This window comes from Mesorhizobium tamadayense (assembly GCF_003863365.1).
In the GTDB taxonomy this organism is placed as follows: Bacteria; Pseudomonadota; Alphaproteobacteria; order Rhizobiales; family Rhizobiaceae; genus Mesorhizobium; species Mesorhizobium tamadayense.
In genome coordinates this window covers 29,526-42,945 of record NZ_RQXT01000003.1, presented here as the reverse complement: position 1 = coordinate 42,945, position 13,420 = coordinate 29,526, and the positions used below count along the sequence as shown (strand labels likewise).

Annotated in this window: 15 protein-coding genes; 1 reads left to right on the top strand and 14 read right to left on the bottom strand. The window is 63.6% G+C overall.

Annotated elements, in window-relative coordinates:
• Window positions 1-27 precede the first annotated feature (27 nt).
• From nusA to EH240_RS03400, 4 genes are all read right to left on the bottom strand, one after another.
• Window positions 28-1,626 (bottom strand): transcription termination factor NusA, encoded by a 1,599-nt coding sequence (gene nusA / locus EH240_RS03415; protein ID WP_124996016.1) that lies wholly within the window; start codon window positions 1,624-1,626, stop codon window positions 28-30.
• A gap of 46 nt (window positions 1,627-1,672) precedes the next feature.
• Window positions 1,673-2,305: a ribosome maturation factor RimP gene (gene rimP, locus EH240_RS03410; protein ID WP_124996015.1), complete on the bottom strand. Its 633-nt coding sequence runs from the start codon at window positions 2,303-2,305 to the stop codon at window positions 1,673-1,675.
• A gap of 187 nt (window positions 2,306-2,492) precedes the next feature.
• On the bottom strand, window positions 2,493-2,774 hold the full coding sequence (locus EH240_RS03405; protein ID WP_124996014.1) for a type II toxin-antitoxin system RelE/ParE family toxin: 282 nt from the start codon (window positions 2,772-2,774) through the stop codon (window positions 2,493-2,495).
• Window positions 2,771-3,016, bottom strand: coding sequence for a CopG family ribbon-helix-helix protein (locus tag EH240_RS03400; protein ID WP_124996013.1), 246 nt, complete (start codon window positions 3,014-3,016; stop codon window positions 2,771-2,773). Before EH240_RS03400 ends, EH240_RS03405 begins: the two co-directional genes overlap by 4 nt.
• A 208-nt stretch (window positions 3,017-3,224) precedes the next feature.
• Between EH240_RS03400 and EH240_RS37800 the strand changes: the two genes are divergently transcribed.
• Window positions 3,225-3,386 (top strand): hypothetical protein, encoded by a 162-nt coding sequence (locus tag EH240_RS37800; protein WP_167483904.1) that lies wholly within the window; start codon window positions 3,225-3,227, stop codon window positions 3,384-3,386.
• A 48-nt stretch (window positions 3,387-3,434) separates the two neighbouring features.
• Here EH240_RS37800 and trmB read toward each other — a convergent pair whose 3' ends face one another.
• The 10 genes from trmB to olsA all read right to left on the bottom strand — a co-directional run bounded on the left by trmB (window position 3,435) and on the right by olsA (window position 13,416).
• Complete coding sequence (gene trmB, locus EH240_RS03395) at window positions 3,435-4,136, bottom strand: tRNA (guanine(46)-N(7))-methyltransferase TrmB (RefSeq protein WP_124996012.1); 702 nt, start codon at window positions 4,134-4,136, stop codon at window positions 3,435-3,437.
• 20 nt (window positions 4,137-4,156) lie between these two features.
• On the bottom strand, window positions 4,157-5,434 hold the full coding sequence (metK, locus tag EH240_RS03390) for a methionine adenosyltransferase (protein WP_124996011.1): 1,278 nt from the start codon (window positions 5,432-5,434) through the stop codon (window positions 4,157-4,159).
• Between the two features lie 166 nt (window positions 5,435-5,600).
• The gene (locus EH240_RS03385) at window positions 5,601-6,023 is read right to left on the bottom strand and encodes a helix-turn-helix domain-containing protein (RefSeq protein WP_124996010.1); all 423 of its coding nucleotides are present in this window, start codon (window positions 6,021-6,023) and stop codon (window positions 5,601-5,603) included.
• 139 nt (window positions 6,024-6,162) lie between these two features.
• Window positions 6,163-7,752 carry an apolipoprotein N-acyltransferase gene (gene lnt / locus EH240_RS03380; RefSeq protein ID WP_124996009.1) on the bottom strand — a complete coding sequence of 530 codons (1,590 nt, stop codon included), beginning with the start codon at window positions 7,750-7,752 and terminating at the stop codon, window positions 6,163-6,165.
• A gap of 95 nt (window positions 7,753-7,847) precedes the next feature.
• Window positions 7,848-8,318 carry a VOC family protein gene (locus tag EH240_RS03375; RefSeq protein WP_124996008.1) on the bottom strand — a complete coding sequence of 157 codons (471 nt, stop codon included), beginning with the start codon at window positions 8,316-8,318 and terminating at the stop codon, window positions 7,848-7,850.
• 10 nt (window positions 8,319-8,328) lie between these two features.
• Complete coding sequence (locus EH240_RS03370) at window positions 8,329-9,405, bottom strand: hemolysin family protein (protein WP_124996007.1); 1,077 nt, start codon at window positions 9,403-9,405, stop codon at window positions 8,329-8,331.
• A gap of 27 nt (window positions 9,406-9,432) precedes the next feature.
• Complete coding sequence (gene ybeY, locus EH240_RS03365; protein WP_124996006.1) at window positions 9,433-9,930, bottom strand: rRNA maturation RNase YbeY; 498 nt, start codon at window positions 9,928-9,930, stop codon at window positions 9,433-9,435.
• A gap of 9 nt (window positions 9,931-9,939) precedes the next feature.
• Window positions 9,940-10,932 (bottom strand): PhoH family protein, encoded by a 993-nt coding sequence (locus tag EH240_RS03360; protein WP_245435825.1) that lies wholly within the window; start codon window positions 10,930-10,932, stop codon window positions 9,940-9,942.
• A gap of 83 nt (window positions 10,933-11,015) precedes the next feature.
• Window positions 11,016-12,410 (bottom strand): tRNA (N6-isopentenyl adenosine(37)-C2)-methylthiotransferase MiaB, encoded by a 1,395-nt coding sequence (miaB, locus tag EH240_RS03355; protein WP_342634070.1) that lies wholly within the window; start codon window positions 12,408-12,410, stop codon window positions 11,016-11,018.
• Window positions 12,411-12,615: 205 nt separating this feature from the next.
• Window positions 12,616-13,416, bottom strand: coding sequence for a lyso-ornithine lipid O-acyltransferase (gene olsA / locus EH240_RS03350; protein WP_124996003.1), 801 nt, complete (start codon window positions 13,414-13,416; stop codon window positions 12,616-12,618).
• Window positions 13,417-13,420 lie beyond the last annotated feature (4 nt).

Below are 13,420 nucleotides of genomic sequence, written 5' to 3'. Positions count from 1 at the left end.
CCACGGGCTTTGCGATGCGCGTTCACCTCACGCACCGACGGTTTCTTCACCAGCCGCTTCTTCCTCAGCGGCCAATTCTTCCTCGGAGATCCAGCCGGCCTTCTTGCGAGCGGCCAGCACCATCTCTTCGGCTTCGGCGCGCGAGACGCCGTGATCGGCGAGCACGCCCGGAAACACCTTGGTCTCGCCGTCCTTGCGTTCCTTCCAGCCGACCAGGTCGTCGGCGGCATAGCCGGCGAAGTCCTCGATCGTCTTCACGCCGTCCTCGCCAAGCCTCACCATCATGGCGGTGGTGATGCCGGGAATCTCGCGCAGCTCGTCCTCGACGCCGAGCGCCTTGCGCTTCTCGTCGTGCTCGGCCTCGATCTTCTCGAGATATTCGCGGGCGCGGGTCTGGATTTCCGACGCGGTGTCCTCGTCGAAGCCATCGATCGAGGCGATCTCGCCGGAGTCGACATAGGCGACTTCCTCGACGCTGGTGAAACCTTCCGAGGCAAGCACCTGGCCGACCATCTCGTCGACGTCGAGGGCTTCCATGAACAGCGCCGAACGTTCGACGAATTCCTTCTGGCGACGCTCGCTTTCCTCCTGCTCGGTCAGGATGTCGATGTCCCAGCCGGTGAGCTGCGAGGCAAGGCGCACGTTCTGGCCGCGGCGGCCGATGGCCAGCGACAGCTGATCGTCCGGCACCACCACCTCGATGCGCTCGGCATCCTCGTCGAGCACCACCTTGGCGACTTCCGCCGGCTGCAGCGCGTTGACGATGAAGGAGGCGGCCGAAGGCGACCACGGAATGATGTCGATCTTCTCGCCCTGCAGCTCGCCGACCACCGCCTGGACGCGGCTGCCGCGCATGCCGACGCAGGCGCCGACCGGATCGATCGAGGAATCGCGCGAGATGACGGCGATCTTGGCGCGCGAGCCCGGGTCGCGGGCGACCGACTTGATCTCGATGATGCCGTCGTAGATCTCCGGCACTTCCATGGTGAAGAGCTTGGCCATGAATTGCGGATGCGTGCGCGACAGGAAGATCTGCGGGCCGCGCTGCTCGCGGCGCACGTCATAGACATAGGCCCGCACGCGATCGCCGTATTTGTAGTTCTCACGCGGGATCAACTCGTCGCGGCGGATGATCGCCTCGCCGCGGCCGAGGTCGACGATGACGTTACCGTATTCGACGCGCTTGACGGTGCCGTTGACGATCTCGCCGATGCGGTCCTTGTATTCGTCATACTGACGGTCGCGCTCGGCCTCGCGCACCTTCTGGACGATGACCTGCTTGGCCGACTGGGCGGCGATGCGGCCGAAATCCATCGGCGGCAGCTGCTCGGCGATGAAGTCGCCGAGCTGGGCGTCGGGGTTGCGCTCGCGCGCCGAGGAAAGGGCGATCTGGGTGGCATAGTCATCGACCTTCTCGACCACTTCCATCAGCCGCTGCAGCTTCATCTCGCCCGTGTTGGGATTGATGTCGGCGCGGATGTTGGTTTCCTGTCCGTAACGCGAACGCGCCGCCTTCTGGATCGCATCGGCCATCGCGGCGATGACGATCGACTTGTCGATCGACTTTTCACGCGCGACCGCGTCGGCGATCTGCAGCAGTTCGAGCCTGTTGGCGCTTACAACCATTGTCTTTCTCCCGACTTCGCTCCGGGCTCGCGGCCCTGAAGCTCGATCAACTTTCCTGTTCGGTTTCGTTTTCTTCGCCGGCTGCGGCATCTTCCGCCTCGCCGCGGCGTTTTTTTGCTTCCTTGCGGGCCCTATTGTCCTTCGACAGGGCCTCGCGGATAAGGTCGTCCGTCAGCACCAGCCGCGCCTCGGCTATCGCATCATAGGGCACGCGCACCGTCGGCTCTTCGCCATAGGCCGCCTTGTCGCGCTCCAGCAGGATGCCGTCGGCGTCGGCCTCGGCGATCTTGCCTTTGAAGCGCTTGCGGTCGCCGATAAGGACCGATGTCTCCATCTTGACCAGGTGGCCGGTCCAGGCGGTGAAATCCGACTTGCGCACCAGCGGCCGGTCGATGCCCGGCGACGACACTTCGAGATGATACGCCTTTTCGATCGGATCTTCGACATCGAGCGCCGGCGACACGGCGCGGCTAACCTCTTCGCAGTCCTCGACGGTCATGGTGCCGTCCTCGCGCTCGGCCATGATCTGCAGCGTCAGGCCGTTCTGGCCGGTCAGTTGCACCCGCACGAGGCGGAAGCCGATGGCCCTGAGCACCGGCTGCACGATCAGCGCAATGCGCGCATCGATGCCGCTTTCGCGGACGATACGGTCGTCGGCTTCGCTTGCCGCTGCGGTCATAAGTTTCCTGTCGCTTTATCGCTTCGGCCGGCAGGTAACAAAAAAGAGCGGGACCGGGTGGACCCACTCTTCGTCATACCGACCAAGAATTTGCGCTTGATATAGACGATCCTGACGGGTGTTTCAAGCCTGCTACCGACAGCCTGCTGCCGACAGCCTGCTGGCAGGCTTGCCGTGGCGGTCCGCTCTACAGCTGCCGCGGCCATTGCTGGGCCGCATGTATCACCGTGAGGATTTCAATCTCGCCGCTGACGACCCGATACGGAATTATGTAGGGTATGTCAGTCAGGACCAGCTCCCGCGTGCCCTTTATTCGCCCGACTCGTCCCATAGCTGGCTGTTCGGCGAGATTATTCGCGGCAATGCGGGCGATGACCCGCGCAGCCGCTCTAGGATTGTCCTTTCCGATAAAGGCACCAATCTGGTCGAGTCGCCGCGACGCGCGGAGAGTCCAGCGGGTTCGACTCATCGTCCAAGAGCTGGCTTGACATATTTCGCTACGATATCGGCTAAGTCAGTCTCGCTTGCAAACTCTCCTCGATCTGCTTCGTTCAGCCCGGCCTCGATCTCGGCAAGCTGCCATTCTTCCCTGGCGACATAATCCTCAATCGCCTGAGCTGCGACATAGGAGCGAGAGCGGTCAACTTTCTCGGCCAAATGATCGAGCTTGGACACCGTCTCGTCGGAAAGACGTACAGTGAAGGCGGCCATGTTATGTCTCCATCTTTGGTTCACTTTGATTGTGATGGAACCAATATGGTTCGACAACTCTCGGCGCCGTCGTTTGATCTATCGGATGGGAGGGCAGATTGCGCGGGATGCATAGCGGCCGTGCATTCTTGGGATTGGTCGCTGCAATACCTATCTATGTTGCATTGCACAAACAGATTGGCGCGGTGGCGCGCGGAAGGTATTCATCATGGACCGTGGATTGTTTTTCGTGATCGGCGATTTCTTCGCAACATTCGGCAGCGCCGCGGCGGCATCGCGGGCCGTCGAAGCCGGCCGCAAACCGCGCCGGAGCGATCTGAAGAAGCTCGGCATCGACCCGGCCGCCTTCGACAGAATTGGCCGCTTCTGAGCTGCGGATCATTAGGGCGCCTCGCGGCCCTTCGGAGATTTTTCCGACCTACTTCCGGATGAAGGAGAGATAGGCAGGCCGCCTTCCCTCACGGATGGCTTTGGCCTCGTAGCGGGTGCCGGGCCAGCCCTCGTAGGGCTGGCGCCAGTCGGCAGCCTCGCTCGCCTGCCAGGCGAAGGCGCCGTGGGCGCGGCAGGCAAGCAGCGTCCAATTCACATAGCTGTCGATATCGGACGCGAAGCGGAATCTGCCGCCGGCCTTCAGCGCCCGGGCGAACCGGTCGAGATTGGCAGGGCTGACGAAGCGCCGCTTCCAGTGCTTCTTCTTTGGCCACGGATCGGGATAAAGCAGGTCGATGCCGTCGAGCGAGGCCGGCGGCAGCCAGTCGAGCAGGCGCGTGGCGTCGTCGTCATAGACCCTGAGATTAGCAAGCGGGCGCTTGTCGAGCGCCGTCATCATCTTGGCCATGCCGTTGACGAATGGCTCGACGCCGATGAAACCGGTCGCCGGAGCCTCCGTCGCGCGATGCAAGAGATGTTCGCCGCCGCCGAAGCCGATCTCGAGCTGAAAGGCTGAAACCTGCGCCTTGAACAGCGTTCCAAGGTCCGCGGGCGCCTCCGCCGTCAGGTCGAGCCGGTAGGCGCGCAGGCCGCGTTCAAGCGCCGCTGCCTGCTGTGGGCGAATGGTCTTGCCGTGCCGGCGGCCGAAAAATCCTTCGGTCGCGCGGCTCGGCCTGTCGTTTGGCTCCATGGATAGGCTTGGCGACGCCGTCAGGCGGCAATCGCATCGGCAACCGCGTCCTTGAGGGCCTTGGCGAGGTCAGTCTTCTCCCAGGAGAAGGAACCGTCGCGGCCGGCCTTGCGGCCGAAATGGCCATAGGACGAGGTTTTCGCATAAATCGGCTTGTTGAGGTCGAGATGACGGCGAATGCCGGAAGGCGACAGGTCCATCACCTTGCGCAGCGCCTCCTCGAGCCTGGCCTCATCGACCTTGCCAGTGCCGTGGAGGTCGACATAGACCGACAGCGGCTGGGCCACGCCGATGGCGTAGGAGAGCTGGATGGTGCAGCGGTCGGCGAGCTTGGCCGCGACCACGTTCTTGGCAAGATAGCGTGCCGCGTAAGCCGCCGAACGGTCGACCTTGGTGGTGTCCTTGCCGGAGAAGGCGCCGCCGCCATGGGGCGCTGCGCCGCCATAGGTGTCGACGATAATCTTGCGGCCGGTGAGGCCGGCATCGCCGTCGGGTCCGCCGATGACGAACTTGCCGGTCGGGTTGATGTACCAGTTGCAGTCGTGGGCGATCTTGAGATCGCCAAGCGCCTCGATGATGTAAGGCTCGACGACCTTGCGAACCTTCTTGGAATCCCAGCTCGAATCGAGATGCTGGGTGGAAAGCACGATCTGCGTCGCTTCCGCCGCCTTGCCGTCGACATAGCGCACTGTGACCTGGCTCTTGGCATCCGGGCCGAGCTTGCCGGCCTCGCCATTGCCTTCATGGCGCGCGGCGGCGAGCAATTCGAGGATCTTGTGGCTGTAATAGATCGGCGCCGGCATCAAATCCGGCGTCTCGCGGCAAGCGTAACCGAACATGATGCCCTGGTCGCCGGCACCTTCCTCGCCCTGGCGGTCGGCGGCACTGTCGACGCCCTGGCCGATGTCGGGCGACTGGCCGTGCAGCAGCACTTCGATCTTGGCCGTCTTCCAGTGGAAGCCAGCCTGCTCGTAGCCGATCTCGCGGATAGCCTTGCGGGCGACCGACTTGAACTTGGCCGGATTGACGATCGGGTGGCCCGCCGCATCCATGAGGATGTTGCCGGCCTTGTCCTTCTTCAGCAACGTCTCGGGAACCCTGACCTCGCCGGCGATGACCACGCGGTTGGTGGTGGCCAGCGTCTCGCAGGCAACGCGCACCTTCCACGGGTCCATGCCCGTCTTTTTGGCTTCGCGATAGACGAGATCGACGATTTCGTCAGAGATACGGTCACAGACTTTGTCGGGATGGCCCTCGGAGACGGATTCCGAGGTGAAGAGATAGTTCTGCCGCGTCACGGGTGTCCCCTCTTGAAAAAGATCGGCAGGCTGCCGATTTTGGCGCGCCACGTGTTAGCGGTGCCGGGCGCCGCTCGTCAAGCGGCGCGACGGATCTGGCATGACTATCGGCACAATCAGCTTGTGCCACCGGCGGCAGGGCACCGCCGGCGACATGAGCCTGGAATCACTCGGCTTCGTCCGGCGAAAGGGACTTCACAAGATCGATGATCCGGCGCCGCACCTTGACGTCGGGAATCTTGACGAAGGCACGATTGAGCTGAAGCCCCTCCGGGCTGCCGCAGAATTCGATGGCGAAGGCCATCGAGGGATCCTCGGCGAATCCGCGGTTGCCGGCCCCGGTCTCCTGACCCGGGGCGTCCTCGAAGAAGAAAGCGACAGGGACGCTCAGGATTGAGGCAATTGCCTGCAGGCGGCTGGCGCCGACCCTGTTCGTCCCCTTTTCGTACTTCTGTATCTGCTGAAACGTGATGCCGAGATTTTCACCCAGTTTTTCCTGGCTCATTCCAAGCATATTGCGACGCAACCGAATACGACTCCCGACATGAATGTCGATCGGATTCGGCTTCTTCTTGTTCTCTTCTGTCATTTTTTCCTCGCCGAATTTTTCCGGCTTTTTCTATTTTTTCCGCCCAAACGAAGCCGAGGCCACCTGCCCCAACAGACCCCTCTGACCGACTTCGAGAAAATTTTAGGCGTTACAGTATGAGTTTCTAATGTGCCGACTGTCAATTCACCCGTAGCCGCTGCCTTACATTCACTGTGAAGGCCGCAATGGCAAACAGCAACATGATCAGCAATCCGTTAATGCGCCGCTGGTCGGCGGACAGCAGGGCGTGCCCGGAAACCGGCACATGCGCGTCGATGGCGCCGCGCGCGTCGACCGCCAGGGCATCGACGATAAGCCCGCGCGAATCGACAACGGCGGAGATGCCGTTGTTAGCTGCACGCAACAAAGGTAATCCATTCTCCACTGCGCGAATCTGCGCCTGCCTGAAGTGCTGGTAGGGCCCTGGCGTGTCGCCAAACCAGGCGTCGTTGGTGACGTTCACAATAAGTTCAGATGACGCGGCGTCAACCGCTACAAGGTCAGGAAAGATGACCTCGTAACAGATGAAGGGAACCGCCCGCAGGCCGTTCGGCACCGCGATCGAATGACGCTCGTTGCCGGCGGCGAAATTCATCGGCCCGGCAACGAGCTGGCCTACGCCGAAACGCTCGAACAGATCGGCAAAAGGCAGATATTCGCCGAAGGGCACCAGATGCACCTTGTCGACGGCGTCGGCGATCTCGCCCTTGTCGTTGATCGCCACCACGGAATTGTAATAACGGCTGCCGGCATTCCCCGAACCGCCCTCCTCGCGCACCACGCCGGCAATCAGCATCTGGCCGTTGCCCAGCATGTCGCCCAGCGCGGTCAGCGCATCCGGACGCTCGGTGAATAGGAACGGCACCGACGTTTCCGGCCACAGGATCAGCTGCGGCTTGGCATGGCCCTGTTCCGGCGCCTTCGCCGATATCCCCATCAGCGTGGCGAAGATGCGGTCGCGCACCGAGGCATCCCATTTCTCGCTGAGATCGACGGCGGGCTGGACGATGCGAACGTCGATCGAGCGGGTGGCCGGCTCGGCCGGGACGGCAAGCCTGAAATAGCCGAAGCCGACGTGAGCGGCGACGAGGATGACGAACAAGGCCGAGCCCAGCCTGAGATGCCGGCGCGCGACGACAAGCGCGGGAAGCGAAAAGACGAAGACGGCGAGCGCGTTCATGCCGATCATGCCGGTCACCGACACGCTCTGCATCAAGAGCGGCACCGGCATCGCGGCATAGCCGACGGCATTCCAGGGAAAGCCGGTGAAGAGAAAATCGCGCAGCCATTCGGCAAGGCCGAAGCCGAAGGCGAGCGCGGCGATGCGGCCGATGTCGCTGCTCCAGCAAAGCCGCGCCACGACCGTCGCAAAGCCGTAGAAAAAGGCGAGCGCGAAAGGGATTCCGACCACGGCGAAGGGCAAGGCCCAGGCGAAGCTGTCGGCCTCGACCAGAAGCGCCTGGCCGATCCACCAGAGGCCGGCGAGGAAATAGCCGAAGCCGAACCACCATCCGGTGGCGAAGGCCGGCCGCAGGCGCTTGAGCCAGCCATCGGAAGCTTCACCGGTGGCGCCGTCGAGCAACCAGACAAGCACCGGAAACGAGACGAAGCAGACGGCGAAGAAATCGTAGGGCGCCTGGGCGAGAACCGCGAGCGCGCCCGCGAGAAACGCAATCAGCGACCGCCGCCACCCCCACAGCAGAATTATCCGGCCGGCAAAGCGCTGCATATAGCGTCCCACGTCGCGCGAATCAGGGCCAGAGATTTAACAGGCCGAGCCGGATGCTCCAAACACGTATGGGCGCGACCCGATTCACGGCCGCGCTATCGGTGCCACCCTTCGATGCTGAGGCCGCTCAGCCGCTCGGCCTCCTCTTTGGGCACAACGCGCACGGTCTGCGTGAAGGTCCAGACATGGCCTTCGGGATCGCGGGCCCGGTATTGCCGTTCGCCGTAGAAATGATCGACCGGCTCCCCGACGATTTCGGCTCCCGCGGTGCGCGCTTTCTCGCAATGGGTGTCGAGGTCTTCCCTCAAACGGATGTAAACAGACTGCGTGTTCTTGCCGCCGACAGAGGCCGGGCTGGCAATGTGCCCGGCCCATTCGGAATCGACGACGATGTAGCCGTCGCCGAACCGCATTTCGGCATGGACAAGCCGCCCATCGCCATCGCTCACCAGCATGCTCGGCTCGAAGCCGAACGCGGACTGAAGCCAGGCTAAAGCCGCGCGTGGATTTCGATAGAAGACGCCGGAACCGAGGACTGCATGCTTGAACGGGTCTTCGACCGGCATGACAACGACATCAGGCCTGCTCGGTGCGCGCCGCGCGACGCCGCTGCCGTTCGCCCTTCGGGCTCTGCACGATGCGCACCCGCTTGACGCGGCGCGGGTCGGCGTCGAGCACATGGAACTCGAAGCCGGGTATGGCCTGCACCACCTCGCCCCTGGCCGGGACGCGGCCAAGGGTGTTGAAGATCATGCCGCCGATGGTGTCGACATATTCGCCATGCTCGCCTGCGGCGAATTCCCCGCCGATCATCTTGGCGACCTCGTCGATCTCGGCCTTGCCGTCGACGACGAACACGCCTTCGCCGGTCTGGGTGATCATCGGCTCTTCGTCGTCGTGCTCGTCCTCGATGTCGCCGACCACCATCTCGACGATGTCCTCCAGCGAGGCGAGGCCGTCGGTGCCGCCGTATTCGTCGATGACCAGCGCCATCTGGGTGCGCGTCGTCTGCATGCGCCCCATCAGGTCGGAAGCAAGCATCGAAGGCGGCACGAACAGAACCGGGCGGATCAGGTCGAGATCGCCGATGGTGCGCGCCAGATCGACCTGGGCGAGATCGAGAGCGGTCTTCACCGGCGCCTTCCGGCTCGCGCGGCCTTTCCTGACGCGGGCGAGCTTGGTGATGTGGGCGAGAACGTCGCGGATGTGGACCATGCCGCGCGGGTCGTCGAGCGTTTCGGAATAGACCGGCATGCGGGAATGGCCGGATTGCTCGAAGAGGCCAAGCAGATCGCCAAGCGAGGTGGTGATCTCGACCGCCTCGATGTCGGCGCGCGGCACCATGACGTCCTCGACGCGCACCTCGCGCAGCCGCAGGATGTTGTTGAGCATGGCCCGCTCGCCGGGCGAGAAGGATTCGACATCGCTCGTCGTCTCGGCCAGCGCGTCGGCGATCTCCTCGCGCAGATTGGTGCCGTTGCGGTGCCTAAACAGGCCGAGCACGCGATCGAAGAGCGAAGGACCGGCATGCGAAGGCTCAGCGGCCGCGCTGCCGGTCGGAATACTCGGACTGGAGCCCTCTTCCGACTTTTCGGAAGGCTTGGCCGCACTGCCGGCGTCCGGACGGGCGGCAGTTTCTGGTTTGTCGTTCATCGCCATCAGGTCAATTGATCTTTTTTGTTACGCGTAGGGATCGGGAATGGCAAGCCTCGCAAGCGCCGCGCGCTCGATCGCTTCCATCTCCTCGGCCTCGGCGTCGGTCTCGTGATCATGGCCCAGAAGATGCAGCAGGCCATGGATGACGAGATGTGTGATATGGTTCGCGATTGGCTTTCCTTCCAGTGCGGCCTCGCGCGCGACCGTCTCGGAGGCAAGCACGATGTCGCCCAGCATCGGCGGCAGCTTGCCGCCTTTCGGGAACGGAAAAGCCGGGAAAGACAAGACGTTGGTCGGCTTGTCCTTGCCGCGCCATGCGGCGTTGAGGGCCTGGATATTGGCATCGTCGGAAAAAACGATGCTGAGCTCGGAAGTGCCGCTCGCGCCGGTTTCGGCAAAGGCGGCAGCGACGGCGCGATCGACCAGGCGCGCCAGCTCTGCCTCAGCGGGCCAGTCGCCGGCCTCGACGAAAATATCGATGTCGACCGGCGTCTCGCCGCTGGATCCCGGATTTTCAGCCATGAGGCTTGATCAGCCCTCGGTGCCGAGGCCCCTGGCCAGCTTGCCGTCACGGTCATAGGCCTTGACGATCTCGGCCACCAGCGGATGCCGCACCACGTCGCCTTCGTTGAAGCGGACGGTGACGATGCCGGACACGCCGTCGAGGATGCGCAGCGCCTCGACCAGACCCGACTTGGTGTTGGGCGGCAGGTCGATCTGGGTCGGATCGCCGGTGACGATCATGCGCGAGTTCTCGCCGAGACGGGTGAGGAACATCTTCATCTGCATCGGCGTGGTGTTCTGCGCCTCGTCGAGGATCACCGCCGCGTGGGCAAGCGTGCGGCCGCGCATGAAAGCCAAAGGCGCGATCTCGATGACCTCTGCGGCGATCGCCCGCTCGACCTTGTCGGCCGGCATCATGTCGTAGAGCGCGTCGTAGAGCGGCCGCAGATACGGATCGACCTTCTCCTTCATGTCGCCGGGCAGGAAGCCCAGCCGCTCGCCGGCTTCAACCGCCGGTCGCGAAAGCACGATGCGCTCGACCATGCCGCGCTCCAGGAGCATCGCTGCATGAGCCACCGCCAGATAGGTCTTGCCGGTGCCGGCCGGGCCGATGCCGAAGACCATCTCGGAGCGCTCCAGCGCGCGCATATAGGCGTCCTGGTTGAGCGAGCGGGCATAGATCGTGCGCTTGCGCGTGGCGATCTGGGCGGCCGAGACCTTGCCCTTGCGCTCCATGGTCGGCAGCGTCAGCTGGTCATCGGCGGCCATCGCCATGCGCACGGCGCCATCGACGTCGGACTGGCCGATGTCGACGCCCTTCTGGAGAATGCCGTAGAGGGTGTCCAGCGCGCGGCGCGCCTGCTCGGCGGCGGAGGCCGTGCCTTTGATCGCAAGCTGGTTGCCGCGCGAGCGGATGTCGACGCCGAGCTTCTGCTCGAGCCGGGCCAGGTTCTCGTCGAACTGGCCGTAAAGGGCGCTGGCAAGCTTGTTGTTGTCGAAGGTCAGTACGATGTGCGCCATGTCGGAAGCCCCGGAAGCCTGGTTCTGGGGCGGATTCTTCAGTTCAGCAGCGCTCAACCGTCTCTCCTCATCTGCCGAGGCCATCAGGCCAATTCGGCGAACAGGCTGTTGGGACCTGTCTTCGTGATTCGCACGTCAATAATGTCACCGATTCCGCCGGCCTTGTCGTCAACAATAACCGGCTGCAGCCAAGGCGATCGGCCGACCTTCTGGCCGGGGCGGCGGCCGGGCTTCTCGATCAGCGTGCTGATGGTGCGGCCGACCATGCCGGCGATGAACCCCTGCTGCTGCTCGTTGACCAGCGCCTGCAGGCGTTGCAGCCGCTCGTCCTTCACGGCTTCCGACACATGGCCGTCCATCTCGGCGCCCGGCGTGCCGGGGCGGGGCGAATATTTGAACGTGAAGGCCGAAGCGTAGCTCACGTTACGCACCAGCTTGAGCGTCGCCTCGAAATCCGCGTCCGTCTCGCCGGGAAAGCCGACAATGAAGTCGCCGGACATGGCGATGTCGCCGCGCGCGGCGCGGATGCGGTCGATGAGGGTCAGATAGTCGCGTGCCGTGTGCCTGCGGTTCATCGCCTTCAATATCCGGTCGGAGCCAGACTGCACAGGTAGATGCAGATAGGGCATCAAGGCCGGCAGGTCACGGTGCGCGGCGATCAATTCGTCATCCATGTCGCGCGGATGACTGGTCGTGTAGCGCAGCCGCGCCAGGCCGGGGATTTTCGCCAGGCGCAAGAGCAGGCGGCCAAGCCCCCATTCCCCGCCGTTCTCGCCCTCGCCATGCCAGGCGTTGACGTTCTGGCCGAGCAGCGTCACCTCGCGCACGCCGGCCTCGGCCAGGCGCTCGGCCTCGGCGACGATCTGCGCCACCGGGCGCGAGACTTCCGAGCCGCGCGTATAAGGCACGACGCAAAAGGTGCAGAACTTATCGCAGCCTTCCTGCACGGTGAGGAAGGCGGTGACGCCGCGCTTTGCCACCTCGGCCCGCTTCGGCTGCGGCAGATGCTCGAACTTGTCCTCTATGGCGTAGTCGGTCTCGACGATCTTCTGGCCGCCGCGGACCCTCGCCAGCACATCGGGCAGACGGTGATAGGTCTGCGGACCGATGACCAGATCGACCGCGGGCGCGCGGCGGATGATCTCGGCGCCTTCGGCCTGCGCCACGCAACCGGCGACGCCGATCAACAGCTCGCGACCCGTTTCGGCGCGCTCGGCCTTCATGTCGCGGATGCGGCCAAGCTCGGAATAGACCTTTTCAGCCGCCTTCTCGCGGATATGGCAGGTGTTGAGCAGAACCAGATCGGCGTCCTCGACGGCGTCGGTCGCGACGTAGCCTTCGGCGGCCAGCGCATCGGTCATGCGCTGGGAATCGTAGACATTCATCTGGCAGCCATAGGTCTTGACGAAGACCTTTTTTGCGGCCCCGGCGGGCACCGGCTGATGTTCCGGCGCCGTGCCGATGTCGTGACTTTCGATCGTGCTCAATTCCATCGGGCGGCTTCTAACGCCTTTCCGTGACAAAAAACAGACGATTCTGGCCGTCTATGGCGCCGCGCGTTCGGTTTTCGGATCGTGCGCTAAAGCAGGTAGCGTGAAAATGGATTCACGCGACCTGCTTTAGGTCTTTGATTTTAAGCATGTCTTTGTCTCGAAACCGCTGCACACTTTCGGGAGACATGCTTTAGCGGCTGGGGCGCGGATCCGCGAGCGCGGCCTGCGTCATCTCGCGCACCTTGGCCTCCATCAGCCGTGCCGTTTCCTTGCGGCTCGAGCCCTTGGAGAACGGCACCGGATCGCCGAAATGCACCTCGGCGTCGACCGCGCCCTCGGCAAGCAGGACCTTCAAATGCGGCATCAGATCCTCGTCGCCGATCCAGGCGGCCATCGGCCGGTGGCGGCGGCCCATCGGCACGCCATGCACCCGTGTATAGACGATCGCCACCGGCTGGATGAACACCTGGTCCGCGGCCCCTTCGGCAATAGCCATCGAGGCCGCGCCGAACAAGGTGCTCTTGAAGGGCAGCACCAGATTGCCGTCGCCGGTCGAGCCCTCGGCGAACAGCACCATCACATCGCCCTTGGCCATGCGTTTGGCGATCTCGCTCGCCTGGTCGCCGGAGGTGCGCTTGCGCTCGCGTTCGATGAAGACGGTACGCTGCAGCCTGGACAGCATGCCGATCAGCGGCCAGCCTTCCATATCGGCCTTGGCGATGAACTTCACGTCGACAAAGGAACCGAGCACCATGATGTCGGTCCAGGAGATGTGGTTGGCCGCGATCAGCAGCGGGCGTTCCCTGGCCAGCGCGCCCTTGACATGGACGCGAAGCCCAATCGCCTTCAGGATCATCTTGTGCCAGATCTTGAGGATGACCGTTTCGGGCCAGAGCCTGGTCTTCATCGACAGTATCTGCAGCGGCACCAGCACCAGCGAGCCGACGACGACAAGACCGAGCGCCAGGAAAATCCGCAACTTCTTGATCATTCGC

Coding starts and splice junctions, on each gene's coding strand:
- nusA (WP_124996016.1), bottom strand. CDS start 1,626: ATGGTTGTAAGCGCCAACAGGCTCGAACTGCTGCAGATCGCCGACGCG.
- rimP (WP_124996015.1), bottom strand. CDS start 2,305: ATGACCGCAGCGGCAAGCGAAGCCGACGACCGTATCGTCCGCGAAAGC.
- EH240_RS03405 (WP_124996014.1), bottom strand. CDS start 2,774: ATGAGTCGAACCCGCTGGACTCTCCGCGCGTCGCGGCGACTCGACCAG.
- EH240_RS03400 (WP_124996013.1), bottom strand. CDS start 3,016: ATGGCCGCCTTCACTGTACGTCTTTCCGACGAGACGGTGTCCAAGCTC.
- EH240_RS37800 (WP_167483904.1), top strand. CDS start 3,225: ATGGACCGTGGATTGTTTTTCGTGATCGGCGATTTCTTCGCAACATTC.
- trmB (WP_124996012.1), bottom strand. CDS start 4,136: ATGGAGCCAAACGACAGGCCGAGCCGCGCGACCGAAGGATTTTTCGGC.
- EH240_RS03385 (WP_124996010.1), bottom strand. CDS start 6,023: ATGACAGAAGAGAACAAGAAGAAGCCGAATCCGATCGACATTCATGTC.
- lnt (WP_124996009.1), bottom strand. CDS start 7,752: ATGCAGCGCTTTGCCGGCCGGATAATTCTGCTGTGGGGGTGGCGGCGG.
- EH240_RS03375 (WP_124996008.1), bottom strand. CDS start 8,318: ATGCCGGTCGAAGACCCGTTCAAGCATGCAGTCCTCGGTTCCGGCGTC.
- EH240_RS03370 (WP_124996007.1), bottom strand. CDS start 9,405: ATGAACGACAAACCAGAAACTGCCGCCCGTCCGGACGCCGGCAGTGCG.
- ybeY (WP_124996006.1), bottom strand. CDS start 9,930: ATGGCTGAAAATCCGGGATCCAGCGGCGAGACGCCGGTCGACATCGAT.
- EH240_RS03360 (WP_245435825.1), bottom strand. CDS start 10,932: ATGGCGCACATCGTACTGACCTTCGACAACAACAAGCTTGCCAGCGCC.
- olsA (WP_124996003.1), bottom strand. CDS start 13,416: ATGATCAAGAAGTTGCGGATTTTCCTGGCGCTCGGTCTTGTCGTCGTC.